We start from the raw sequence: 25,341 nt of genomic DNA, 5'->3' as shown, positions 1-25,341 counted from the left end.
TTAGTCCCTCAATATAATGGCAAATTTTTCATTAAGCCCTTTGATTATAGCACTGATTATTGCATTGATCTCCGTATCAACCATCGTTCGTTTATCATCCTGCAAAGTCAGCGCAATTGCCAGACTTTTCTTACCTTCAGGAATAGATTCACCGGTATATACATCAAATACATCAAATGATTTTAAGCACTCACGCTCAACAACCTCACGGACAGCATTCTCGATTTCTGCAGCACTCACTTCATTATCAACTAAAAATGATAAATCTCGACGTATTTGAGGGAATTTTGAGATTTGCTGATAGCGAGGCGTCATTTGATTAGTCAATGAATTCAAATGAAGTTCAAAAAGTATGACCTCATCATGAATATCGAGCGCATCTGCAATTCTTGGATGCAGCACACCACACCAACCCGCGTCTTGACCATGAATAGAGATCCGGGCAGATTTTCCGGGATGTAATGCCGGATGTGATTCAGCAAGAAAACTAACCTCACTTAACTGCAGTGAGGCAAACAGTGCTTGCAAATCCCCTTTTAAGTCAAAAAAATCAAATTTACCAGATTTTTCACTCCAATTGAGTGTGCCATGCTCCCCAGTTAATAAACCAGCAATACAGGGGTGCTCTTTTAAACTTCCATCCGTAAGATCAAAAACTACACCAGTCTCAAAAAATTTAATTGCAGTTTGCTGTCGATGGATGTTATAAATCATTGAAGCTAATAGTCCAGGCCACATTCCTGCTCGCATTTGTGATAATTCGGACGAGATAGGATTAAGCAATTGCATGGTGGGCACACCAGGATAAAGCGTTTCTTGCAGTTCGGGGTCAACAAAACTGTAACTAATTGTTTCGTGATAACCGCGAGATATAAACAACTGCGAAACGCGCGATGCGAGGGATTCCAGAGGATTAATAGTCCCTGCTTGTACTTCTGTTAGCATAATACTGCCAGGAAGCTTATCATAGCCATATAATCGTGCTACTTCTTCAACCAAGTCGACATCAAGACTAATATCAAAACGATGAGAAGGAACACTAACTTCCCATAACGAAGCGCTTTTGTTCACTTGCATACCCAATCCCTCGAGCATAGCAACTATTTCGCCCTCCGTTATTTGCAAACCAGTGACTTGTTCAACTCTTGCAGGATTAAATAAAACATTATTTCTTTTAGGCAACGCTTCTGGTTTGGAAGCAACACACACAGGCCCTGCAATACCGCCAACTATATCGCTCAATAGCTTAGTTGCTCTTTCTAGGGCAACAAGTTGCAATTGCGGATCAACGCCTCGCTCATAGCGCTGAGATGAGTCTGTAAATAAGCCATAGCTTCTTGCAACTCCAGCTATTGTGATAGGATTAAAGAATGCACTTTCAAGAAATATTGCCGTGGTATTTTCTTCAACAGCACTTGCTTGCCCCCCCATGATACCAGCCATAGCCAGCGCTTTCTCTTTATCAGCGATAACTAAAACCTTCTCGTTCAGACTCACCTCTTGTCCATCAAGCAATTCCAGGTTTTCATCTGCCTTAGCAAAGCGCACAACAATATCTCCGCGCAATGCTTGTAGATTAAATGCATGCATAGGCTGACCAAGCTCAAGCATCACATAGTTAGTCACATCAACGACAGGATGTATCGGGCGAATGCCACCACGACGTAAACGCTCAACCATCCATACCGGCGTATGGGCATGAGGATTAATATCGCGAATTACTCTCCCACAGTATTGTGGACAAGCCTCAGGAACCATTAATTTAATTGCTAACGACTCATCGATAGCAGGCTGCACAATATCTTTTGGCATTGCTTGCAATGGTAATTGCGTTAAGGCTGCAATCTCGCGTGCGATGCCAAGCACACTAAAACAATCCGCACGATTAGGTGTTAAATCAATATCGAATACCCAGTCATTTAAAGCCAGATATGCTCTTAAATCAGTACCAATAGGGGCGTTATCATCTAACTCCATGATACCATCTGAATTCTCCGCCAAGCCCAACTCTGACATTGAACACAACATTCCCTGTGACAACTCTCCTCGAAGCATTGATTCTTTTATTATAAAATCACCGGGTAGATGAGCGCCAATTTGAGCTAGAGCTACTTTTAATCCTTTGCGCACATTGGAAGCACCACAGACTACTTTTAAAACCTGCCCCTCTCCAGCATCAACTTCACACAGCGTTAATTTATCGGCTTGCGGATGGGGCTTAGTGTTAATAACTTGTGCAACAATAACACCCTCAAATTGACCAGCAACGGGATTTACTGCATCAACTTCCAAACCCGCCATGGTTAGAAGGGCAGCTAACTGCTGCTCATCTAAGGAAGGGTTTACCCATTCACGTAACCATAATTCACTAATTTTCATTGTAAATACCCGTTTAATAGAGTGATGTAACTAGATTCATGGAACTGCAATAAACTGCAGTACAATGGTTGGACTCCTGTCAACCTGGCTCTAAAACTGTTTCAAAAAGGTCACATCATTTTCAAACATCATGCGTAAATCGTCGATTCCGAAGTAAAGCATCGCAAGTCGATCCATTCCCATACCAAAAGCCCAACCTTGGTATTCTTTTGAAGAAATGTTGACCGCTTCTAATACGTTGGGATGAACCATGCCACAACCCAATACCTCCAGCCATCCGGTAAATTTGCAAGAACGGCATCCTGTACCAAAGCATTGCGTACACTCAATATCAACTTCAGCAGAGGGCTCGGTAAAGGGAAAATAGGAAGGCCTAAATCGCAAAGCCAACTGTCGACCAAAAAAATGGGCAAAAAAATCTTGTAACAACCCTTTAAGACCTGAGAGAGTTGCCTGCTTATCAATTAACAAGCCTTCAACTTGATGAAACATAGGTGTATGGGTTACATCGGAGTCACAGCGGTAAACGCGGCCTGGTGCAATTAATCGCAAAGGTGGTGTACGCTTTTCCATAACGCGGATTTGCACAGGAGAAGTATGGGTGCGTAACAACTGACCATCACCGAAATAAAAAGTATCGTGCATTGCTCTAGCTGGGTGATGACCAGGAATGTTCAATGCTTCAAAATTATAAAATTCAGTCTCAATTTCAGGACCTGTAACAATATCGAAGCCCAAACGACTGAAATAATCGGTAATCTGCTGCTTTACTTGGGTCACTGGATGTAATGAACCGCATTTGTTATCACGACCTGGCAAACTCACATCAATGCGCTCTGCATCTAATTTTTTCTGAAGTTGCGTCTCCTTCAGTTGCAACATTTTTTCTTCAATTAGGGTACTGATTTCTCGTTTGGCTTGGTTAACTAATTGTCCTGCTTTGGGTTTTTCTTCGGCTGATAAACCTGCTAATCCTTTTAGAATTTCGGTTAGCTGTCCTTTTTTCCCTAAATAATCAACCCGGATTGCTTCTAAGGCAGGAATATCTTTTGCCTGGGCAATAGCATCCGCAGCTTGTTGCTGTAAGAGAATGATATCTTGCATGATTTAAACCTACATGTAGAAAAGGAGGCCACAGCCTCCTTAGTTAGAGCGGCTGCAAACCATTCACGAAGAAATTGTCACCAAGAATATTTATTCATTCCTGTAAAAACGCATGACGCATTTTAAGTTACAATCTCAGGCTTTATGATTTGCTAAAGCTCTTAGTTATCACGACAACAATTATTATGCAAGTGCTGCTTTGGCTTTTTCAGCAACTGCTGCAAAAGCAGGCTTATCGTAAACTGCCATGTCAGCAAGTACTTTGCGATCCAATTCGATTGCAGCTTTCTTTAGACCAGCAATCAAACGGCTGTAGGACAAACCACACTCACGAGCCTGGGCATTAATACGAGTAATCCATAGCGCACGAAATTGACGCTTTTTCTGACGTCGATCGCGATAAGCGTATTGGCCAGCTTTGATAACAGCTTGTTTAGCGACACGATAGGTTCGACTACGAGCACCGTAATAACCTTTCGCTTGATCTAAAATCTTCTTATGACGAGCTTTTGCCGTCACACCACGTTTAACTCTTGGCATTCTTTAATCCTCCCCTTAACTACCGTGCAACATACGTCTGGCCAAGCGTGCATCGCACTCTTTCAACCTACCGCATTCAACACGCAGCTGACGTTTTTGTTTACTTGTTTTTTTGGTGAGGATATGGTTTCTATAAGCACCACGGCGCTTAACAGAACCACTCGCTGTCTTACGGAAGCGTTTGCTCGCTCCTCGATGTGACTTTAATTTAGGCATAACATATTACTCCGCATTTGTTCTGCTACTGATAATGATGTAGCTATCAATTGGTCAAAACCAATTGTTCACAACTACCTTATTTTTTCTTAGGTGCCAAAACCATCAATAATTGACGGCCTTCACGTTTCGCTTGCTGCTCAACCACTGCATATTCCCCAGTGTCTTGCAGTAAACGCTCCATAATTTTCATACCAATTTCTTGATGCGCCATTTCTCGACCACGAAAACGTAGCGTTACTTTGACCTTGTCACCATGATTTAGGAAACGAATCAGGTTGCGTAGCTTGACCTGATAATCTCCATCTTCCGTCGTTGGACGAAATTTTAGCTCTTTGACTTGAATTTGCTTTTGCTTTTTCTTCGCTTCAGCTTGTTTTTTACTCAATTCAAAGAGAAATTTACCATAATCCATAATGCGACAAACGGGCGGTTTAGCTGTTGGGGAAATTTCCACTAAATCATAGCCCCCTTCTTCCGCCGCACGCAAAGCTTCTCGCGTTGATACAATTCCCACCTGGTTGCCATCGACATCAATTAAGCGTACCTCAGGTACATTGATCTGTTCATTAACTCGCGCGCGATCGTTATCACGCTTATTTGATGCAGTAATAGTTCAATCCTCCAAATGGTTTAAAGGCCTTTTGCGGCTATTTCCCGACGCAAAGTATCACAAATTGTATCAATACTCATTACCCCGAGGTCCGTACCTTCACGAGTACGTACTGCAACTGTATTATTTTCGACCTCTTTGTCACCAATAACCAGTAAATAGGGTATCTTTTGCAAAGTATGCTCGCGGATTTTAAAGCCAATCTTCTCATTTCTCAAGTCAAAATTTGCACGAATACCTTCCTTTTGCAAAATTTGTGTCATTTTTGCGGCAAAATCATGCTGTTTATCACTAATAGTAAGGACCATAACTTGAATTGGTGCCAACCATAACGGGAATCGCCCCGCATAATGCTCTATCAAAATCCCCATAAAACGCTCGAAGGAGCCTAAAATAGCACGATGCAACATCACAGGGGTTTTTCGACTACCATCTTCAGCAACATATTGTGCTTCAAGTCTTTCTGGCATGGAAAAATCAACTTGGATAGTTCCACACTGCCAAATTCTTCCCAGACTATCAGCCAAAGAGCATTCTATCTTAGGACCGTAGAATGCACCTTCACCTGGAGCATCTACCCATTCAATCCCTCTTCCACGCATTGCTTGTTTTAGAGCATCTTCTGCTTTATCCCAAACAGCGTCGTTACCTACTCGTTTATCCGGGCGTAAAGCTAAACGATATTTTATATGCGTGAATCCAAAATCAGCATAAACAGATTGCACCAACTCAAGCATCATGGCAACTTCGGATTGAATTTGCTCTTCAGTACAAAAAATATGCGCGTCATCTTGGACCATATTACGCACACGCATTAGTCCATGCAAAGAACCAGAAGGCTCACAACGATGGCAGTTACCAAATTCAGATAACCGCATGGGTAAATCGCGATAACTTCGTAATCCTTGATTATAGACTTGGATATGGCAAGGACAATTCATTGGTTTTACCGCATACTCACGATTCTCAGTTTCTGTGACAAACATTTCATCCCGGAAATTAGCCCAATGGCCAGATTTTTCCCATAAAACCTTATCAACCAATTGCGGTGTTTTAATTTCTTGGTAACCAAAATCAACCAAGCGGCTACGCATGTATTGCTCTAAAACTTGATAAACCATCCACCCTTTGGGGTGCCAAAAAACCATACCCGGAGCAATTTCTTGAAAATGAAAAAGATCCAATGCCTTTCCTAGTTTACGATGATCTCGTTTTTCAGCCTCTTCTAAACGATGTAAATAGGTAGCCAATGATTTTTTATCTGCCCATGCGGTACCATAAATACGCTGCAACATTTCATTACGAGCATCACCACGCCAGTAGGCGCCAGCTAATTTAGTTAATTTAAATGCCTTTAAGTGTCCTGTTGATGGAACATGAGGGCCTCGGCAAAGGTCTTCAAAATCTCCCTGTCTATAGAGAGAAAGTACTTCTCCCTCAGGAATATCAGCAATAATTTTTGCCTTATATTCTTCGCCTAAGCCACGGAAATAAGCGATAGCTTCATCGCGAGGCATTTCCCGACGCGTCACTGGATAATCAGCTTTCGCTAACTCATACATTTTAGCTTCTATTTGCTCTAAGTCCTCAGGAGTAAACGACCTGGCGAAAGCAAAATCATAATAGAAGCCATCCTCAATCACCGGACCAATCGTGACCTGAGCACTGGGAAATAGCAGTTTAACAGCCTGTGCCAATAAATGAGCAGTAGAATGACGTATCACCTCAAGACTATCTTTTTCCTGCTTTTCAGTAATAATCACTAAAACACAATCACCTTGGATGACATAACTCGTATCAACCAACTTTCCATCGACTCTACCGGCCAAAGCCGCTTTGGCTAAACCAGGGCTGATACTTTGAGCGACATCGTGAACGGATATTGAGTGCTCAAAATGTCTTACACTTCCATCAGGCAATTTAATGTTTGGCATGTTATCTCCATCCTCAGACAGATAAATCTATTGTAACTCTTTAGATACTTAAACGTGGTGAATCAATAAAATTTACCAATCATAGTTGTAAAGGCTATTGATAGCTAGCCCCTAATAGGACTCTATTTACAATTCTACTCTCTTCGCCGTAAAGTCTCGATTTTCTGTGCTTCATTGTTCACATACTTCATGTACGTGCTCAAAAATCGAGATTTTTCGACTCAATCTAGCGAATTGTCTACAGACCCTAGGCACAAGAAAAATAAATTCACCATTCTGCGGCAAAAAAAAACCCTGCCAGGCAGGGTTAATCTGGTAGGCACGAGTGGGATCGAACCACCGACCACCACCATGTCAAGGTGGTGCTCTACCACTGAGCTACGTGCCTATAATTCGTTCTACTTCAAAGAATAGGCGTAGATTATATAAAAGCTCTGATTACAAAGCAATGTTTTAATTAGCATTATGAACTCAAACTTTTTACGCTTCTTCGTTTGTTAAGAAAGGCTTGAAAATTAAAACACTCTTTCAAGCCATACGATTGCGAGGTCAAACCGCTACGGGTTATCCACTTTCTTCCGTGCGGACTCTCAAGCTACTCTTCGTTCCATCGAAGGTATCAAAGCGTCCTATTTTGGTTGAAACTATTTCCATGCGTTTCGTAGCCATTATTCCATACTAACCCCAAATGTCAACAAATAATTTCCAATGGAAACAAAAAGTTTCCTTTTATTTCATCTTGTTTGCAGTTATAATATGCCTTTGTTACACTTATAAGTTTATGTTTCGGACACTCTCTCCATGGAAAAAGTTGACTTAACCAAGCAGTTTTCTTATCGCCTGCGAGATGCCATGGCTGCAGCTGGATTCAACTCACAACGCTCTACTTCAGGGGTTTGCGTCCAAAAACTGACTGAGATCACGGGATATTCCGTGCAAATTTGTAGAAAATATCTTCGTGGCGAAGCAATCCCTGAACCAACCAAACTCATAGAAATTGCCGCGAAACTTCAAGTTTCACCTGGGTGGCTACTTTTTGGTGATAGTCATAATGATTCTGGGTTAAGAAAAGACATAATCAGCATTTCTAAGAATTTATTACATTATATACTCACTCAAGTGGCTAATTTGTATAATGCATCTCGCTTTGAAGAAGAGGTTGCTGATTTTCTTTTGGATTTGATCACAAATATTAGTAAGATTAACACCAATGAAGAACAATCTAAGCAAATTATAGATTTAGCGTTATCTTCTATTAAACATTTTCGTCACTAACATGGATCAAAGTTCAGTATTATTATGGAAAATAGTTATATAAAAATCTCCCCCCATCCAAGGTTTTTGGAGCTACTTTTTACATTTAAAAGTGAATCATTTCGCGTATTTGGCGATGTCCTCGGCCTCCATGAAATTGATCATGTTGCCGTTACAAGGATTAACAGTGACGGTGAGCTTCTAGCTTTCTCCTCAACGCCTGCGCTTGAATTTAATCTCTTTAAAAATAACCTCTGGCTTTTTGACAAGTCATATCATCCAGAATGGTTTTATCATTGTACTCAAAGCGAATGGCAGGCTTTATATATCCCAGAACGTTATGATGAACTTTACTACATTAAACAGATTAAACATCAATATCCTCTTGGTTTTGCCTTAAGCAAAAAAATTGATGACACTTACTTTATTTACTCGCTAGCAAGCAGTCGTGACTGTGATGCCACACGTGAATCATTCATCAGTCACTTTGATGATTTTTATCGCATAGGTGAGTATTGCAGCAGCAGGCTAACTCATCTTTTTCAGTCTGAAAATCTGTAAGCCATTTTTTCTTAGGTCTGTTAAGTTCCTATTTGAAGAATTTCTTTTCATTGACTATGCTTTAACACCAGGCCAAAAAATGGAATTAAAGGCTAATCTCATTAGAAATGAGAGAAACTGACTCAAGGAGGAGAGCATGGACAAATCTATAACCTTTAAAATTGCAATTGTTGTGAGCTGCATCAGCTTAACCTTAGTTGCCTTTGCCAAGGAAAACCAAACCTCCAAGACTACAGCTAATCAAACCTATAACTATAAAATGATAGCCATAAAAAATGCTGTTCAATCGGCTTTAAGGGATTATATGAGTAAGGTAACCATGAAAGTTTCCAATGGCGTTGTTTTTCTTTCAGGCCGGTTAGATTCTGAAGCTAATTACGAGAAAATAATTACTCTGGCAGAGTCCACCCAAGGCGTCAAAGATGTCAACGTTGATCAATTAACTGTTAAAGGCAGCCAACAATCTTTAAAAGATATTTCTATAACTGCAAAAGTGAAAGGGGCTCTGATTAGGGAGGATATTATGGACAAAAATATTTCTTCCTGGACTATTCATGTGGATACCCAAAAAGGACAAGTTTTTCTCACCGGGCAAGTTGGCTCTATTAAACAAAAAGACTCTATTATGAAAGTTGTTAAATCAGTGAACGGTGTCCATGAGGTAAATGATAAAATAACGATGAAACCTACTTCTAAGAATAGCAAGGCATGAGTTTTATAGGTATTTGCAATTACTCAATCTGGCTCCCTGAGCCAGATTGAGTATCTAACAGATTCTCTAAACAATAACTGTATCTTGATTGAAGTCACTTAGATTAGCCTGTGAATGGCTTTTTTGATCAAGGATATGACAATAATTTTGACGTTTTAGGGGATCTTTTTCTTTGGCGCATAACTCTTGAAAAGTATCCAAGGATTTGTCGCTTTCTACATTAGTAGCGAACGATAATAGAGGCATCAAACAACCTATTACTATTGCTAATTTTTTCATTAAAAGACCCTTCTGGTTAAGTTTGGACTTAAAATCATTTAAAGCAACACATAAGGCTTACTGTAGTTTGCACCAAAACTTTTAAAATTTAAACTACTAAAAATGTTTTTCTTTAAATGATGGATATCTTCAATGTCGCAAGACCTTCAACTTGCAACAGCTTCCTATCGAGCTGGCGAATTATAACACAATAATAATTTTTTTCTCAAATTTTCAAGATTATTAACTGGACAAAACTATTCCGTTGCAAATAAAATCAGCGCAACAAGCGCAAAAACCATTCCCAAAATCTGCTTAAAAGTAATGCCTTGTTTTAGGAAAAGCATACATAGGATTAGAGTAACCAAGGGATACATGGAAGTAATTAAAACAACAGGCATGGCCGGTCCTTTACGCAAAGCGACAATGAAAAAAATGCATGCGATGCCACTCGCCAATCCATTAAGAAAGCCATAGACTCCCCCTTTAGGAGAAAGCTCCAGCTTAAAATCAAGTAAGACTAAAGCAAGAACCCCTGAAATCAAAACACCTAAGCTTGAATAAAAAGTAATCGACAATGGGTTAATAAAGCTAGATGCTCTTGTCCCCCAATACCCCCAAGCGCCGTAAAGGCATAGAGCGACAAGAGAAGGATAATACCAGGAGCTAAGATTCATTAATGTGCACCTGTGTTTTTGTGGAAATAAAATTCAAAAATCACCTAGGGGTTGCTGTCTATGGTTTGCACAGCATAACCGGGAGTTATTTAAAATGAAACTAATCTTTTTAAATTTTTTGTCACAATTCAATCCACTCTAATGCAACTTTAGTCATTCGTTTTTTATTGGTATTATCTGCTTAAATACCTGCTTCGCAATTCGTTTTAGTGGCACTTTATTCGTATTTGCTAAAATAATTATGCTCAGATTCTTATCAATATGACGCACTATCCAACTGCTGTATCCTCTTATCGCTCCATTTTTCATAGCAACCAACTCATCCGCAACATAAGATACTTGCCATCCTAATGACCACGCCCAATCTCCATGGCCAGCAGGTTTACCGTTTTTCAAAAAAACAGGACTCCACATTTGTCGATAACTGGAAGGGGCCAATATCTTTCCAGATGACATTGCCGCATCCCATTTCGCCATGTCACTAATACTTGAAACAAGCCCACCGGAGCTCCACATCTGTAACCAGGGTTTATAATTGGGGCTAGATACAGGCATATTTGCCTTGATACGATACCCTGTTGCCAAGCCTTGCGGAAATAAAACATCAGGAAAACCCGTATCAGCCATACCTAAAGGCTTAAAAACAGTTTGCTTTAAATAATCCGCCAAACTTTGTCGACTCACATTTTCAATCACCCTTCCTAATAAAATATAACCAAAATTGTTGTATTTTACGTCAGTACATGGGGCAAACTGCACCGGTTCATTTGCCATTATAAGCCACAGTTTACCCCAAGGACGATGGGGCCCTTGATGCTGGGGAATTCCGCTGGTATGAGAAAGAAGCTCACGAATTGTCACTGCTTGCCACTGCTCAGGCGCCTGAGGAATGTATTTAAGAACAGAATCATCGAGATTAATTTTTCCTTCTTGTACGAGAGTCATTAATGCAAAGGCCGTAATCACCTTCGAAACAGAGCCAATACCAAATAAAGTTTTGCTGTCCACTGGTTGCTTTAATTGAATATCAGCATAGCCATAACCTTTCAACAGCAAGGGTTTGCCATCTTTTAAAATTGCTATCGCCAAACCTGGAATCGCATATTGCTGCATGCTATGGGTGATTACATTATCTATTTCTTGTTCAACCGTTGGCGCAGTAGCACTATGAAGCCACTGCCATGAGAAAAGCTGGAAACAAGAAATAAAAATTAGATAAAATCCTTTTTTATTCATTTAATCTTCCATAAGTAATCATCAAAAGAGTACCTAAGGAGTGGGTATTAGACTCTTTTAAACACTAGGATTGACTAGTAAACAAAGTAATAGAGAACTTAGTCTGAATTAAAACTTTTCTTTGATTACAGATATTTTATCAGCACTGTCTTTAAAAATCTCACGCAAAGCATCTATGCTTTCATGATTTATCTCATTAAACTCACTGGGAGATATATCATCATCAATAACCAGATTAACCAGCTTTTGTATCCCCTCGATTGCTTTTTTTACTTCTTCAGACAGGGCGATTAACTGCTCTTTGCGTTCTATAGAAGAATCATCTATAGCAGAGCCTATCGCATCAATTTTTGCTTGAATTTCAGCTTGTAATCCTTTGAGTTTTTGATCAAGACGCAGAATATTATCGTGTGTTTCCGTATCTACAGACTCTAAAAACGTAAACTCTTTATGCTCATTAGTCATTAAACCTTCCTCTTCATCACCCATTTACTATAAGCCTAGCGTATTCATTTTGTTTCGCCAACTCGACAAACAGTGATATGATTGCACTTTTTAAGCGCAATGCACAATCATGTTGTTACATTATCTCTTTATTATGGGTATTTGTGTAGAAGCAATCACAGGTGCCATCGCAGCGGGCAGAAAGAAAATGGATTTTTTTGGTGTTATGCTAATTGCTTGTATCGCCGCCCTCGGAGGAGGAACGGTGAGGGACGTGCTTTTTAATACACACCCATTAACCTGGGTCGCTCATCCAGAATATCTACTTTATACTTCAGGTTTCGCATTTTTAACTATTTTTATCGCCCACTCCTTAGTGCGCATCATGAAAATTTTTCTCATCCTGGATGCTTTAGGTCTATCGGCGTTTGTCATCATCGGCACACAGAAAGTTTTAGTCAATGGCTATTCTCCAGGCATCGCAATTTTAAGTGGCATGATCACTGGCATTTGTGGAGGTATGTTGCGGGATATACTTTGCAATGACATACCCTTGGTATTGCGCAAAGAATTGTATGCGGTAATTGCATTAGCCGGCGCGTTGTTATTTATTACTCTGGGCCATCTTCATGTTGCTAAAAATATCAATGTAATTATCACGCTAATTGCTATTTTTACTACTCGCGTCATAGCAATTTCCTATCGTATTGAGATGCCTAAATTTGATTATTCAAAAAGTTTACAACGTCGCAAATAAAACAAAACCCGGGTATTTTTTACCCGGGCACTCAATTAATCTCACAGTTTATTGTGTTATTTCCTCTTCACGGATTTCATGAATAACGACCTCTTCCACTGGTACATCGGCATGTCCCATTCGTTGTCCTGTTTTAACTTTTACAATCGCATCAACCACATCCATCCCATCAACCACTTCGCCAAATACGCAATAGCCATAACCTTGCGCATGTTCACCGGTAAAATTAAGAAACGCGTTATCAGCAACATTGATAAAAAATTGTGAGGTTGCTGAATGAGGGTCCATGGTTCTTGCCATCGCAATTGTCCCTCTCTTGTTAGGCTTAGCCGATTTAGCTTCATTTTTGATTGCTTGCTCTGTTGTTTTTTGCGTCATGTCACCAGTTAAACCACCACCTTGAATCATGAAACCATCAATTACACGATGAAAAATTGTGTTGTTATAAAAGCCACTGCGAACATAATTAAGAAAATTTTTGGCGGTAAGGGGCGTATTTTCTTCATCAAGTTTTAAACGAATATCACCTTTTGAAGTAGCGATTACAATCATTAAGAATCTCCTGTATCTTTTATAAAAATTTAAGCCATCATTAAATCGCGCATTTTAGCACAAACATCATGCATGACATGGATGTTATGTATACTCGCTAATGCTGTGAATACGTTGGCCTTTTGTTTACACAAATGATGTAAAGATGCGCGCGAATAATGCTTACAAGTGTAACAAGAGCAATTGGCCATAACGGGTTCTAAATCCTCTGCAAAACATGCTTTTTTAATCTGAATACGCTCATTTTCATAAGGACTTTCAAACTTTAACCAATTCCCGACTTTAGCTACTTCACCGCAATATAGTGCGCCGTGACGAGCATTGCGAGTGGGAGCCACACAATCAAACATGTCAATGCCTTCTGCTACTACCTCCAGTAAATCCTGAGGAGACATCCCCACCCCCATGGTATAACGAGGTTTGTTTTCCGGTAAAAAGGAGCGTACCCAACGAATCACTTCTACCGTTGTTTCCATATTAAAACCAATAGTTTCACCGCCAATTGCAATGCCATCTGTATTCATTGAGGCAATAAACTCAGCACTTTCACGACGCAAATCTTCATAAATACCGCCCTGAATAATACCAAATAAAGCCTGGTGTGCTCCATAACGTGAAGTTGGAAATTGTTGATGATAAGCGACTGATTGCCTTAACCAACGATGGGTGCGGGTCATTATTTTTTGCACTTCGTCTCGCGAACAATTATCAGGAGTACATTGGTCAAAAGCCATAATGATATCTGCCCCAATAATTTTCTGAGTTTCTAAAGACATCTCCGGTGTCATATGAATCAATCGCTCGCTATCCGGCAATTTGAAATGCGCCCCCTCTTCATCAATAACACAAATTTCTTTATTTTTGGACAAACTAAATACTTGAAACCCACCACTATCTGTAAGCATTGGCCCATGCCATCCCATGAAAGGATGCATACCACCAGCTTCTTCAATTACCTTCATTCCAGGGGCACAAAGCATATGGTAGGTATTCCCCCCTAAAATAATTTGGCTTCCTGCCTGTAGCAACTCATTAGGGGTCATGTTATTAACCCCAGCCCGTGTACCAACCGGCATAAAAGAAGGTGTTACAAAAGTACCATGCGGTGTACTCACTCGCGTTACACGAGCCTGGGTATGAGAATGACGCTTAATAATTTCACATTTAAATTGATTGCTCATAACTTGCTTTGTTAGGCGTAATGGGAAGCGATGATAGCCAAGTGGTTGTTTATTTGCCAGTGAATTTATACCTTAGTCCGTTATAATGCCTATTAAAGTATTATAACGATTGGTTTGTAGCCAAATAATCACGTCGCTGATAAAGAATTAGGCAACCTACAACAAACATAAAAAAGAAATATAAAGCTGCCCATGCTGGCATCGATAAACCAAGCCATTTCCAGGATACCTCAGCACAATCACCTGCCCCCCAGAAAAGAGCATGAAGGACGTCACGCCAAGGAAAATAACGAAGCAGCACATCAAGCTCTGGCATACATGCCGGTGCCTGACCGCTTGGTAACGATTGTAACCAAAGCTGTCGGCCTGCAAAAAATAATCCGCCTAGTGCTGCAACTATTTGCAAAATTGCTAGTAATTTGCTGGTTTTTAAATAATCACTCCAAAACCCAATGAATCCAATGAGCAGTAACAAAAAAACACACAGACGCTGCATCAGACATAAAGGACAAGGCTGTAATCCCTTCACGTACTGAAAATAATAAGAGCTTGCCAAGACGAACAAACTAAATAGAACCAGCACTATTTGTCCATATTTATACGTTAATTGTTTCATGGTTGCGGCAACATATATTGAATGGCATCTTTCATCTCTGCATCGCTACAGTCCATACAGGTTCCTTTGGGAGGCATTGCATTAAGTCCCTTAATAGCAGAAGCAACGAGACCATCCATTTTCTTCGTATCAAGACGTGATTTCCAATCCTCAGCAACCCGAAATTTTGGAGCCCCAGCAACCCCATCTCGATGACAAACAACACAATATTTCTCATAGGTTGCTTTTCCTGGCGTTTCATCTTTAGCGGTTTTTTCTTCAGAGGTTGAGGTTGTGTTAGGAGTAGCAGTTTTTTGCTCTTGCAACCGCACCTGACCTACCGGTTTAATACGCTTCTCGATTTGTTGACGATCAAAATCCTCACTGGCATAAACGCTTATTGAAGTAACAATACACAACATCAATACACTAAAACGCATGGTTTAACCTTTTTACCCTCGAATCTAAAAATCATACCGACAAGCAGACCGTATTTCCAGTTTGTTATGTGGCATAATTTTTATCTCCACAAAAATGAGTGGATTATCTGATTTTTTTGTGCAAATTTTAATAAATTATTCGCTATCGCTTGATGAGCTTATACTTGAGCAAGCTATTGTTTAAATTATCTTTTTAATGAAAATATGGCAATGAAATGAAATAACGAATATGCTCTACATCAGAGGATTTTTCGGGGAGCACGATGGATAAAACAAGACTTGAGGAGCAATTAAGAGTAATCGAAACCCGCCTTTCCACGCTGGAAAATCAATTAAACGTTAATCAATCATCTCAATGGACAGAGCCCTCTCCTTCTCCCGTACCTCCGCTCAAAACATCTAAAATACAGACCGCGAAATCAGGAAATTGGCTTGGCATCATTGCCATTATCTGCTTTATCGTGGCTGCAGGCTTTATTGTTAAATTGTCTATTGAGTCCGGCTGGCTAACACCAGCAAGACAAATCGGCCTTGCAACCCTACTTGGTCTCGCCCTCATTGCGAGTGGCATTGTGTTATTAAACATGGATAGGAAATATGCCAGCTTGCTGCCCGCAGCGGGTATTATTATTTTCTATCTTTCTACTTTTGCCGCCCATCGTCTTTATTCTCTGATATTATTCCAAACAGCCATCGCCATAACCGTGCTAATTTCTTCCTTCTGCATTTGGCTATATATCAAAATTAAACATGATTTATATTCTATTATCACAGCGATCGGGGCCTATACCGCACCGCTTATCTTAGGAGTTGATGCATCAACCGTATTTTCTTTATATTACTGCATCATTTGTTCATTTACATTTGCAACAATTTCAATATGGGTTCAATCAAGAACCTTAACTATGATCTCAGCCTATTTAGCCATTTTAACCACCGCCATAATCGGCTTTGAGTTAAATCAGGACACATTAATTGCTATAGTTCTAGCTTGTCATTTTATTATTTTTTCACTGGGAACCTATTTTTATACACAAACGACTAAGCAATATCTCACTGAAACTGAAGCATGGAGCCTTTTCCCAGTACTCATTATTTTTTATGTGATGGAATATTATTTTATTGACCGAAGTTATCCTAATTTAGCTCCGTGGATCTCTTTGGTATTCGCAGGTTTTCTGTTTGGCCTTTATCTATCTGCAAAAAAGTGGTTTCCCAATCAAAGCTTAAATAGTCAACCTCTTATTCTGGCATTTGTGACAGTGGTCGCTTTTCACTCGATTTATCTCGAGCTTTTACCAATAAATGTACGACCATGGCTTTTTGTTTTCATCACCGTTGGCTATCTCTTTATGCCAGGAACTCGTTTACAAAACAAAAAAACCTCTTTTTTTATTCCCATGCTTGCCCTCATTACCATTCTAGCGATGGAATATCTAGCGATGTTGTCGTCACTATTATTAAGTGATTTTGACATCTCTTGGTTTATCGTGTCAGTAGCATCCTTCCTCAGTATCTGGTTACTGCTCTTATTTGATAATAAGGGCTTTGCCAAGAAAGAAGATCATGGCTATTTACTACTCGCAACGGCTCATTTGCTTGGGATCGCAGGACTTTATCAATTGATGACAGATTATGGTTCTCTCGCAGTTTCAGCATCATGGTTATTCTATGCAGTCTTAGTGATTAGTTTTGCTTTCTTTCGCAAAGACAAGACCATGGCTAGATCGGCTTTAATTGTTCTAGGTTTTGCTGCCGGCAAAGCTTTGCTTTACGATGCCGCTTCAACACCAACAACAATTCGTATTTTCTGCTTATTGCTTACTGGTGTTGTACTCTATGGTTCAGGTTTTTTAATTCGCAGGATTGCAGAATGGAAATAGACTTAAAATAGCCTGTGAAGAATCATCCTTGAATCAAGGTATAATGATAATCGGTCGCACACAGGCCATGCAACATGAAGTTAATTTGAAAAAAGACTAAAGGTTGTTGGCTTCTTTTGTTCTTGTTTTTCCAACGATGAATGATACGCTAGCATACTTGAGCAAAGTAGCTGCAGCGCAACTGCATAATCCTCTTTCTCAGGAATTACCACATCAGCATATTTTTTTGTTACATTGATTATTTCATTTTGAGGTTTAACTTTCTCGAAATACTCGCTAGTACTTTTACCAACATCCTCACTCAATCTTTTCTTTATAAAGCTAGTCAAACAGCTATCTAATGCAGCTTCAATAAACAACTTGATTTTTAAACCCTCTCCTAGAGTTTTCTTTAATGCATCGTCAACATAGAGAGTATGTCCAACCAATAAAACAATTCCTTGTTGGAGTTCTAAATCTTTTTTTAATCTTTCAAAATCAATATCCTCTTTAATTTGATAATCGAATTGATGAAGGATAGTTGTTGGGATCTTTACTTCGCGGCTTAGTTGTTTTGCAAACTCAAGAGCAGCAGATTCTAAAGGACCACAAATAGCAATTACGTACATAGTATTACCTGTTTGATTTATTTTGAAGCATGATATCGAATCAAGTAGTAGAAAGTCAAAGGGGATTTGATTATATTTTAATCAAACCCTGCGCAACGCCGTGAAATTAAGAACTTTGAACTACCTACATTCTTAATTTAGTTGAACCCGGATTCACTAAAAAATTAGGGCCAACCATCATTCTTCTGCCAAAGAAAGGTAACGAGTATTTTGTCTTTTCAGAAAATTCAGTGCCTGATTTATTCGAAGATTTACTGAAAGACTGGGAGGGCTCATTGGACTCTTCAGCAATATTGATCCTCTCTAATTGACAGTGACTAGTTCGAATGCGGTGGCATAGCTTAGTTTTTTTATGCAATGCATTGAGAAGCTGTTTTTGTTCAAACTTCCATTCATCTTCACGTTTGCTCATTTGATAATAATTAATTCCAAAGTACATACCAACCACTAAGAAAAGCCCTAAGGCACCTAGAAGTCCTATTGGCCCTGTAAGAGCAGCGGCAAGTACACTAGCCCCGAATGCCGCGACAATTGCATTTGCTCCTAAAAAAAACGTTCCAAATAAGGTACTTGTAGTGAAGAGGATCAACCCTACTGCATCTCTTATTCTTGTAAGTCGTCTTTTATCCTTAAATTGTGGTTTTAGCAGCTTTTCCTGAATAATCCCCTCTTTCTCCAAGATTAAATCGGCAACTTTATCTTTCAACTCAATCAACTGGAAAAGACGCTCCATCTTCACTTCCATTTTCTTCATTTCTAAGTAATTAGCAACGAAGTAAAGAACTCCTACTCCCAACGTGGATAAAAAAATACTTGCAGTTATGATTGTTAATGTAATAAATCCAAGATTAATTAAATTCAAAACACTCCAGAGAATAATCACAGGATATCTTGGGGCATCATTAATAAGGGCAGCCAAAGATTGGATAGCACGATTGAATTTGTGCTGTAAGACTCTAGATTTCCTGGATTCACCGATAAATTGATGAACGTTACGCTCGCCAAATATAGCGACTAATTCTTTAATCTTGTCACAATCAAGAATACTGAATAACTCATCCAACCCAAGCTCGTTTAATGACATAGAACCACACAATGGCGTAAATAAAAGCCAAATTCAATTACTTACATTTTTTTTATCCTTTTTGTCATGATAATGCAAGGAAATACTGATAATAGGATTAATCGTTATTTTTTTATTCACCCCCTTATTTCCCACTCATCAATACTCTTTGATAAGAGCGCAACTGCTCTGCAAAAAAGACCAGCGCACTCTTGCAAGGAGTTACTCCGCTCAGGACTAGAATAAAATTAACTTATTTGTTTATAATAAGTCCATCTTGCTCCTTTTTTAATTCCATAAAGAGAAATTAAGGTTGTCATTATGCACGGTAAATTTGAAGAGGGTTCCTTAATTAATAAGGAAAATAATGCAAGTCGTCCCAACTTAGCTGAATTAAGACAAAAATTTCTAACCTATCGAGTACAAGAAAGTGGCTTTTTTAAATTTAACTCTAAAAACAAAATAGAACAATTAAAAAATGAGCCCAATCAACTCATTGTCTTATACAAGGAAATGATTATAACAGTCAATCAACAAAATCTGTTTTATCAAGGTCTCTTAAAGGAAGTTGAACAATACGGTGAAGATGGTGAGAGCCTTAAAGAGTTAATTAATCTCGAATTAGCCAGACAACAGAAATTCATTAAAGAAATAGAATCTCAATTATCCGCTGCAAACATCCTAATATCTTTATTAGCTTTAAGTCATGACGAACTACTTGCAGAAGCAAAGAGAAATAAATCATCTGCATTATTCATCACCCGGATACCACAACTGATAGCCAAAATTTCTAATTCTGAAATTAAAGATATTACCCATCAAGATGAGGAAATTGTAAAATCCTTAGCCTCAATTTTGGTGTCACGTGAGTATACTTTTGAGACAGCGCAAATTTTTACCTTCCTTAAACAACAAGTTGAAACCCCATTTGGGAAGCAGTTTATTATTGATCAGGAAAATCAAAGTATCCGGACCTTATTGCTCAAAATTGATAATTATTTAAATCAAAAGATAGAGCAAGCGCTTAAAGGTAAAAATGATCCTTGGTCACTTGGATATTTTGGCTCTCGCTATAAATTAAATAAAGATGGCAAACAAGTGTCTATACCGCATGGGATACATGAGTTAAAAGCGCATCTAGCCCTTTTGGATAAGATTTCTCCATCACAAATTTTAGAGCGTATGCAAGAGACACTCCATATGAAACTTAATGACATTCATGATGAATCCATTTTCACCCAGTTTAAACGTCTTGTAAGTTACATTTTTGGATGCCACCGCTCCGAAGATATGATCCAAGAGTATGAATTTCTTGATGATGTGCTCTCAGGGAAAAAACCTGTTTCGGGATTGTAAGTTTAACGATTTTCTGGCTGCAACAATCCAGCTATTGAGCCGTTTCTTTGACAAGCATATGATGGGAGAATCTCAGGAATTGCTTAAGGGTATTTATGAAATCATTGGAAGAGTTTATACGCCAATATCCATTCTTTAGTATGCTTGTTTTTATCTGTATTGGTTTTCTCTTAAGAAGCATCAGACGAATAAATCTAAATGCTGTTCGAATAAATATAGAAGCCTTAGAATTTGCTTTGGAAGATGAAGATATTGAACAAGCAAAATACTCTCTGCAAAGATTAAAATCAGGTTTTGGCTTATAACATTTATCTTATTTAGTTGATCAACAAAAGATATTTAATAAAATAGTGTTTTCTTTTTGTTATCTGTAAAAACAATGCCTGCGAACCCTAAAAAATTAAATATCTTTAATTCCCTGACACAAGGAGTCATCTTATTTTTGGGGGCTTTCTTTATGACACTTATGGCTTTAAAAAAGCTACCTATCCCAGGCACTTCCGTTTATATGTCCTTACAAAGCTTAAGTATCTCAGTTTTAGTACTTTTTCTTGGTAAGCGTGCGTTTGGGGTAGTTTTATTTTATTTGTGTCTGGCAACTTTAGCATTTCCGGTTTTCCCGGAAGGCACAGTTAATTCCCAATGGTATATTTCGCCACCAGCCGGGTATTATTTTGGCTTTTTGCTCTCATCTTTTTATTTACCAAGAATCTTACTAAGCACAAAGCCTCAAAATTTCTTCAGCGCATGGCTTTGTCTCTCTTTAAATGAGACTTTAATTTTATTTTGCGGCTATGTCGTCTTAAGTTTTTACCTCGGGCCATTACAAGCTTGGTGGGTTGCCATTTGGCCTTATCTTTTTGGTGCATCTTTAAAAATAACCACTGCTTCGTGCATTTATTTGCTGAAACTACGCTTTTCTTCGTCCTTTGATTTACTGAGTGAAAAGCAAACCCTTGAGATTGGGTGAGTTCACAATCCAGACAAATTGACGGCACCCCTCTGACCTTGTTATAACCCTAGTAACAGCAATTTATTGTTCCGATTTAATAACATCGGTAACAGCCAGGATCAGCTACTAGATGGTAGAATACAAGAGACAACTTTCATTGGCTTTTGCAAAAGGAAGTGCCGCCAGAAGCAACGATAATTTCCCCCCATTTATCCAACAAGCCATGCAACAATACTTTGAAGTTAGGGTCCAGCAATCATGGCAAGGACACCATATTCTCAAAGGCAAGACTCCCACCGAGAAAGCTTTACTACTGACTAGCAATGATTATTTACATATAAGTCGTCATCCCCTGCTAATCCAAGCGCAAGTAGTAGCCATGATGGAGCATGGTAATGGACAAATGCAATCGCCTGTTTTTTTAAATGACGATAGTCTTCTTGCAGCTTGCGAGCAACAGTTCGCTGATTTTACTGGTTATCCCGCTTGTTTATTAGCGCAATCTGGATGGTGCGCCAATATCGGATTAATTCAAGCCTTAGCGTCGCGAGATTTGCCAGTTTATTTAGATTTTTATGCGCATATGTCCTTTTGGGAAGGCGTGAAAGTTGCTAATGCAAAACCAATTCCTTTTCAACATAACTCGGTCGAGTCACTCCATAGACGCGTGCAGCGCTATGGCTCAGGAATTATCGCCATCGATGCCATTTACAGTACCACAGGCACTATTAGTCCTATAGAAGACTATGTAGAGCTAGCCAAGAAATACAATTGCTTATTAATTGTCGATGAGTCTCATTCTTTAGGAACGCACGGCCCGCAAGGAAGTGGTTTAGTGGCAGATCTGGGTTTATCCAATGAGGTAGACATTATTACGGCAAGCCTTGCAAAGGCACTCTCGGGCCGCGGAGGCATCATTATTGCCAATCATCACTTAATTGAATTAATTCGCTACACTGCTTTACCTACTATATTTAGTTCAACCCTCTTACCTCATGATTTAGCAGGCTTTCAAGCTTCCATAGATATTATTGCCAAAGAAGAATGGCGACGCAAAAAATTACATGACAATGCGTTTTTTCTGCGTGAATCTTTGCAACAAGCCGGCTTTAATTTAGGAGGAAGTAATTCGCAAATTATTCCTCTTCTTACAGGAAGTGAAGCAAATACAATCTGGCTTCGTAACGAACTCGAAAAAGCAGATATTCATGGTGCAGTCTTTTGCTCTCCGGCAACACCCAAAAACAATGCATTGATTCGTTTATCTGTCAGCGCTAACCATCAATATGATGAGTTAGAGAGAGTGCTTGCGAGTTTATTAAAAATTAAACGCTATGGAAAAAATTTGCCATTATTTAATGTACAACCCTAATTTGTTTACAAGGACTTAGGATACCGCGAGCAAGTCGCGGTATGGCTAACTTACATTAGCAGCAATTCTTCCGCATCAATATCCTCCAAATGGCGGTGATAAGAAAGTATCTTATCCTGATGCACATCGAACAAGCTCGCACCTGAGGTATATGCATAGAAATACGTTTCATCAGAAACAAAACGATGGGCGGGAACTAAACAAGTAGACCACTCATTCCATTCTGGGGGTTGTGTGTTTGCTTGCCAAAAGCAGGGAATCTTTTCACCGCTTGCTAATTGATCAAGCACCTCTTCACTAGCCCCATTATCCAAGGCCAAGTCATAATGCAAACGCATATCAGCCTCGTTTTTTACAATTAGGAAATTAACATTTGCATCATCATCTAATAATAAAAAACTCCCTGAATTATCAGCTAAATAATATTCGACGATTCCTTTTTCTTGACGGAGTTGACGAAAGAAATCAGCAAATTTTTTATCATGCAAACAGCTTGGCGATGTCACTGACAACATCCGTACTATCATATCGGACATCAATTGAAAATATTGCAGCTGCAAGTCATAGATACTCTTGGTAATTAGCTCAGCAACATTGGGCTCACTTTTCTGAATATAGCGATGAATCAATCCTTCATTAAAAGCTTCTATAGCAAGCCGCTCATCAGCTTGTCCTGTTAGAAGAATTTTTTTTATGTTCGTATTCCCCATTCGTCGGCAAAATTCAATACCATTCATACCCGGCATTGCATAATCAACCACTACAACTGAAACCTCAGTAAAGCGTTTTGGATTATAAATTTCGGAATGAATAGCCGCTAAATCAAGATTTACCGTGTGATTCGTCAAAGGGCAGTTTTTAGCCTCGGTGTACTCACTTAGACACCGTTGGCTAAGCATGTCTAACTCACAGCGTTGTTTATGAATACAATCCAAGGCATCAAACGGGGAATCAAAAACTCGATAAGCAAGCCCTTCGTCTAATTGCAAAACAAAATTTAATAAAAAGTCACGGCTGTCATCAATGAACAAGGCCGTGCTCGGAAAGTAGCAGGTTGGTATCGAGAAATGTTGCATAGCTCCTCCTGAGCAGCGCTCCTATTACAAGTACATCCTTTGTCAACATTCGTCTAGATTATCAATTCGAGAAATTGTTAGGCGAAATGTAAATTGATCCTAGTCATATCAAATAATGAAAATAATTTTCACAAAAAAGTTGCGGGCTTCCATAAGTTCTGTGAATATAAAATAACATGAGTAGATGCTTTTCCCAAATAAAAATCAATCTTCTTCAGACTAAACCTCTTTAATTTTTAAGAGTCACATCGTAGGAAAAAAGAGGGCAAATTGCGTATAACATCCTTCCTCTGATTCACAACGAATATCTCCACCAAAACGGTTCATAACTAACTTACAAAAAGATAATCCTAGACCTGTTCCCATAAATGTTGTGGTATAAAAGTGATTGAACAACTTTGAAAGTTGTTGTGACGACATTCCTGTCGCAGAATCTTTGAAATAAAGAATATTAAATTTTTCCCCAGGCACTGTCCATATAGTAATTTCTCCTTTTTGGGCAGTAGCTATCACATATAAAGCATTTTTTAATAAATTAAAAAGCACGTGCTGCATGAGCAATTTTGAACCTGTAAAAACAAAATCACCTTGCCAATTGACTAAAGCTCGCTCTTGCACGGATTTAAATGGGTAACGAGAAAAAGCTTCTTTTAAACAATCAGCCATTGAACAAACTTCTAGTATGCAATTTTGCAATGAATTTTCTCGCCCAGCCTTTACAAGCAGCATATCTATAATCGTATTAGCATAATCAATTTCCCCAATAATTCGCTCACTAACCTCTTCTAACTGTTGTAATCGCGTCTCGCGAATACTGGAATCTAATAATCCTTGCTCTTTTGCTAAATAGTAAGCCTGAAATAATTGGGGTGAATAATGTGCCATTGCTTTCGCACCACTTTTGATCCCTAACAAAGGAGTACGTAACTCATGAGCTATCATGCCGGCTGCAGCCGCCATTCCCGCTAACCGTTGCTGTTGTAACATCGCAGTTTTATAGTTGACGGTAGAACCAGCTACAATGACAAAAAACAAAACGACCGTCATTTCAAGATGTTCTTCACCAAAATAAAGCTCTGGCGAAACAACGTAATAACAGATTAATGCAAGTCCCCATCCAAACATTAACAACACCGTGAGACTTAGCAAATCCACTAATAAAACCAGCAAAAAAATACTACAAAGTAACGACATCGCTGAAATGACGCTGGCCTGGTTCATTAAGAACGAATAAGCAAAGAAGAACGATAATGTATAGAGAATAGTCACAAACCAATACAAAGGCAGATAAGGCTTGCTTGCGCTTGGCCAATAAGGCGTTAACATGAGTCCTAAACCAAGAAAACTACCTATCAAACGTAACCATAAAGTCTCATAAGGTTGCGGAAACCACTCAGTCCAGACCCAATAAAATAAAGGGAAACCAAAAAAAGCTATCGCCCCCACAGCAACAAGCTGATGCGCTGCATTTGATAAGCTTCGCTGCATCGAATTATCAAAATAATCGATAATCTTTTTTAGATTATTCTTTGCCATGTATGAAATTATCGCTATCCCTAAATAACTCCATTGTATAGC

Annotated in this window: 27 protein-coding genes and 1 tRNA gene; 9 read left to right on the top strand and 19 right to left on the bottom strand. The window is 39.1% G+C overall.

The window, feature by feature from the left end:
* The 7 genes from pheT to Lbru_RS04615 form a co-directional block, all read right to left on the bottom strand.
* Positions 1 to 2,379 carry a phenylalanine--tRNA ligase subunit beta gene (gene pheT, locus Lbru_RS04640; RefSeq protein WP_058441029.1) on the bottom strand — a complete coding sequence of 793 codons (2,379 nt, stop codon included), beginning with the start codon at positions 2,377 to 2,379 and terminating at the stop codon, positions 1 to 3.
* A 90-nt stretch (positions 2,380 to 2,469) separates the two neighbouring features.
* Positions 2,470 to 3,483: a phenylalanine--tRNA ligase subunit alpha gene (gene pheS / locus Lbru_RS04635; protein ID WP_058441028.1), complete on the bottom strand. Its 1,014-nt coding sequence runs from the start codon at positions 3,481 to 3,483 to the stop codon at positions 2,470 to 2,472.
* A 183-nt stretch (positions 3,484 to 3,666) separates the two neighbouring features.
* A complete protein-coding gene (gene rplT / locus Lbru_RS04630) occupies positions 3,667 to 4,023 on the bottom strand; it encodes a 50S ribosomal protein L20 (protein WP_058441027.1) in 357 nt (118 codons plus the stop codon).
* Positions 4,024 to 4,038: 15 nt separating this feature from the next.
* Positions 4,039 to 4,239, bottom strand: coding sequence for a 50S ribosomal protein L35 (rpmI, locus tag Lbru_RS16755; protein ID WP_083500821.1), 201 nt, complete (start codon positions 4,237 to 4,239; stop codon positions 4,039 to 4,041).
* 79 nt (positions 4,240 to 4,318) lie between these two features.
* Positions 4,319 to 4,852: a translation initiation factor IF-3 gene (infC, locus tag Lbru_RS04625; RefSeq protein WP_058441026.1), complete on the bottom strand. Its 534-nt coding sequence runs from the start codon at positions 4,850 to 4,852 to the stop codon at positions 4,319 to 4,321.
* Between the two features lie 20 nt (positions 4,853 to 4,872).
* Positions 4,873 to 6,786 (bottom strand): threonine--tRNA ligase, encoded by a 1,914-nt coding sequence (gene thrS, locus Lbru_RS04620; RefSeq protein ID WP_058441025.1) that lies wholly within the window; start codon positions 6,784 to 6,786, stop codon positions 4,873 to 4,875.
* A gap of 313 nt (positions 6,787 to 7,099) precedes the next feature.
* Positions 7,100 to 7,174: transfer RNA gene (locus Lbru_RS04615), tRNA-Val, on the bottom strand.
* Positions 7,175 to 7,587: 413 nt separating this feature from the next.
* Here Lbru_RS04615 and Lbru_RS04610 point away from each other — a divergent pair.
* From Lbru_RS04610 to Lbru_RS04600, 3 genes are all read left to right on the top strand, one after another.
* Positions 7,588 to 8,061 carry a helix-turn-helix domain-containing protein gene (locus tag Lbru_RS04610; RefSeq protein WP_058441024.1) on the top strand — a complete coding sequence of 158 codons (474 nt, stop codon included), beginning with the start codon at positions 7,588 to 7,590 and terminating at the stop codon, positions 8,059 to 8,061.
* Positions 8,062 to 8,085: 24 nt separating this feature from the next.
* On the top strand, positions 8,086 to 8,601 hold the full coding sequence (locus tag Lbru_RS04605; protein ID WP_058441023.1) for a hypothetical protein: 516 nt from the start codon (positions 8,086 to 8,088) through the stop codon (positions 8,599 to 8,601).
* Positions 8,602 to 8,737: 136 nt separating this feature from the next.
* The gene (locus Lbru_RS04600; RefSeq protein ID WP_058441022.1) at positions 8,738 to 9,313 is read left to right on the top strand and encodes a BON domain-containing protein; all 576 of its coding nucleotides are present in this window, start codon (positions 8,738 to 8,740) and stop codon (positions 9,311 to 9,313) included.
* A 66-nt stretch (positions 9,314 to 9,379) separates the two neighbouring features.
* Here the strand turns inward: Lbru_RS04600 and Lbru_RS04595 are convergent, their stop codons facing one another.
* The 4 genes from Lbru_RS04595 to Lbru_RS04580 all read right to left on the bottom strand — a co-directional run bounded on the left by Lbru_RS04595 (position 9,380) and on the right by Lbru_RS04580 (position 11,973).
* Positions 9,380 to 9,592 (bottom strand): hypothetical protein, encoded by a 213-nt coding sequence (locus Lbru_RS04595; protein WP_058441021.1) that lies wholly within the window; start codon positions 9,590 to 9,592, stop codon positions 9,380 to 9,382.
* 236 nt (positions 9,593 to 9,828) lie between these two features.
* On the bottom strand, positions 9,829 to 10,248 hold the full coding sequence (locus Lbru_RS04590; RefSeq protein ID WP_058441020.1) for an EamA family transporter: 420 nt from the start codon (positions 10,246 to 10,248) through the stop codon (positions 9,829 to 9,831).
* Between the two features lie 153 nt (positions 10,249 to 10,401).
* On the bottom strand, positions 10,402 to 11,484 hold the full coding sequence (locus Lbru_RS04585) for a serine hydrolase domain-containing protein (RefSeq protein WP_058441019.1): 1,083 nt from the start codon (positions 11,482 to 11,484) through the stop codon (positions 10,402 to 10,404).
* Positions 11,485 to 11,592: 108 nt separating this feature from the next.
* Complete coding sequence (locus Lbru_RS04580; RefSeq protein ID WP_058441018.1) at positions 11,593 to 11,973, bottom strand: hypothetical protein; 381 nt, start codon at positions 11,971 to 11,973, stop codon at positions 11,593 to 11,595.
* 85 nt (positions 11,974 to 12,058) lie between these two features.
* Between Lbru_RS04580 and Lbru_RS04575 the strand changes: the two genes are divergently transcribed.
* Positions 12,059 to 12,685, top strand: a complete 627-nt coding sequence (locus Lbru_RS04575; RefSeq protein WP_058441017.1) for a trimeric intracellular cation channel family protein — start codon at positions 12,059 to 12,061, stop codon at positions 12,683 to 12,685.
* A 48-nt stretch (positions 12,686 to 12,733) separates the two neighbouring features.
* Here the strand turns inward: Lbru_RS04575 and Lbru_RS04570 are convergent, their stop codons facing one another.
* From Lbru_RS04570 to Lbru_RS04555, 4 genes are all read right to left on the bottom strand, one after another.
* Positions 12,734 to 13,237 (bottom strand): peptidylprolyl isomerase, encoded by a 504-nt coding sequence (locus tag Lbru_RS04570; RefSeq protein ID WP_058441016.1) that lies wholly within the window; start codon positions 13,235 to 13,237, stop codon positions 12,734 to 12,736.
* Between the two features lie 29 nt (positions 13,238 to 13,266).
* Positions 13,267 to 14,418 carry a tRNA guanosine(34) transglycosylase Tgt gene (gene tgt / locus Lbru_RS04565; RefSeq protein WP_058441015.1) on the bottom strand — a complete coding sequence of 384 codons (1,152 nt, stop codon included), beginning with the start codon at positions 14,416 to 14,418 and terminating at the stop codon, positions 13,267 to 13,269.
* A 100-nt stretch (positions 14,419 to 14,518) separates the two neighbouring features.
* Complete coding sequence (locus Lbru_RS04560) at positions 14,519 to 15,034, bottom strand: disulfide bond formation protein B (RefSeq protein WP_058441014.1); 516 nt, start codon at positions 15,032 to 15,034, stop codon at positions 14,519 to 14,521.
* Positions 15,031 to 15,453: a c-type cytochrome gene (locus tag Lbru_RS04555; RefSeq protein ID WP_058441013.1), complete on the bottom strand. Its 423-nt coding sequence runs from the start codon at positions 15,451 to 15,453 to the stop codon at positions 15,031 to 15,033. The genes Lbru_RS04560 and Lbru_RS04555 overlap by 4 nt, the downstream gene beginning before the upstream one ends.
* A 263-nt stretch (positions 15,454 to 15,716) precedes the next feature.
* On the opposite strand from Lbru_RS04555, the gene Lbru_RS04550 reads away from it, so the two are divergent.
* Positions 15,717 to 17,336: a DUF2339 domain-containing protein gene (locus Lbru_RS04550; protein WP_058441012.1), complete on the top strand. Its 1,620-nt coding sequence runs from the start codon at positions 15,717 to 15,719 to the stop codon at positions 17,334 to 17,336.
* An 80-nt stretch (positions 17,337 to 17,416) separates the two neighbouring features.
* Here the strand turns inward: Lbru_RS04550 and Lbru_RS04545 are convergent, their stop codons facing one another.
* Entirely contained in the window at positions 17,417 to 17,944 is a 528-nt protein-coding gene (locus tag Lbru_RS04545) for a nucleoside/nucleotide kinase family protein (protein WP_058441011.1), read from the bottom strand.
* Between the two features lie 124 nt (positions 17,945 to 18,068).
* A complete protein-coding gene (locus Lbru_RS04540; protein ID WP_058441010.1) occupies positions 18,069 to 19,028 on the bottom strand; it encodes a hypothetical protein in 960 nt (319 codons plus the stop codon).
* 300 nt (positions 19,029 to 19,328) lie between these two features.
* Here Lbru_RS04540 and Lbru_RS04535 point away from each other — a divergent pair, with 300 nt between their 5' ends.
* The 4 genes from Lbru_RS04535 (at position 19,329) to cqsA (ending at position 22,687) form a co-directional block, all read left to right on the top strand.
* Entirely contained in the window at positions 19,329 to 20,363 is a 1,035-nt protein-coding gene (locus Lbru_RS04535; protein ID WP_058441009.1) for a hypothetical protein, read from the top strand.
* Between the two features lie 95 nt (positions 20,364 to 20,458).
* Positions 20,459 to 20,668: a hypothetical protein gene (locus tag Lbru_RS04530; protein ID WP_058441008.1), complete on the top strand. Its 210-nt coding sequence runs from the start codon at positions 20,459 to 20,461 to the stop codon at positions 20,666 to 20,668.
* A gap of 152 nt (positions 20,669 to 20,820) precedes the next feature.
* Entirely contained in the window at positions 20,821 to 21,333 is a 513-nt protein-coding gene (locus Lbru_RS04525; protein ID WP_162262387.1) for a biotin transporter BioY, read from the top strand.
* Positions 21,334 to 21,445: 112 nt separating this feature from the next.
* The gene (cqsA, locus tag Lbru_RS04520; RefSeq protein ID WP_083500820.1) at positions 21,446 to 22,687 is read left to right on the top strand and encodes an alpha-hydroxyketone-type quorum-sensing autoinducer synthase; all 1,242 of its coding nucleotides are present in this window, start codon (positions 21,446 to 21,448) and stop codon (positions 22,685 to 22,687) included.
* A 50-nt stretch (positions 22,688 to 22,737) separates the two neighbouring features.
* Here cqsA and Lbru_RS04515 read toward each other — a convergent pair whose 3' ends face one another.
* Both Lbru_RS04515 and Lbru_RS04510 read right to left on the bottom strand, forming a co-directional pair.
* Positions 22,738 to 23,763, bottom strand: a complete 1,026-nt coding sequence (locus Lbru_RS04515; RefSeq protein ID WP_058441006.1) for a response regulator — start codon at positions 23,761 to 23,763, stop codon at positions 22,738 to 22,740.
* Between the two features lie 243 nt (positions 23,764 to 24,006).
* Complete coding sequence (locus tag Lbru_RS04510) at positions 24,007 to 25,299, bottom strand: sensor histidine kinase (RefSeq protein ID WP_058441005.1); 1,293 nt, start codon at positions 25,297 to 25,299, stop codon at positions 24,007 to 24,009.
* Positions 25,300 to 25,341 lie beyond the last annotated feature (42 nt).

Source organism: Legionella brunensis (genome assembly GCF_001467025.1).
GTDB lineage: Bacteria > Pseudomonadota > Gammaproteobacteria > Legionellales > Legionellaceae > Tatlockia > Tatlockia brunensis.
The sequence above is the reverse complement of the archived record's forward strand: the minus strand, read 5'-3'. Positions and strand labels throughout refer to the sequence as shown.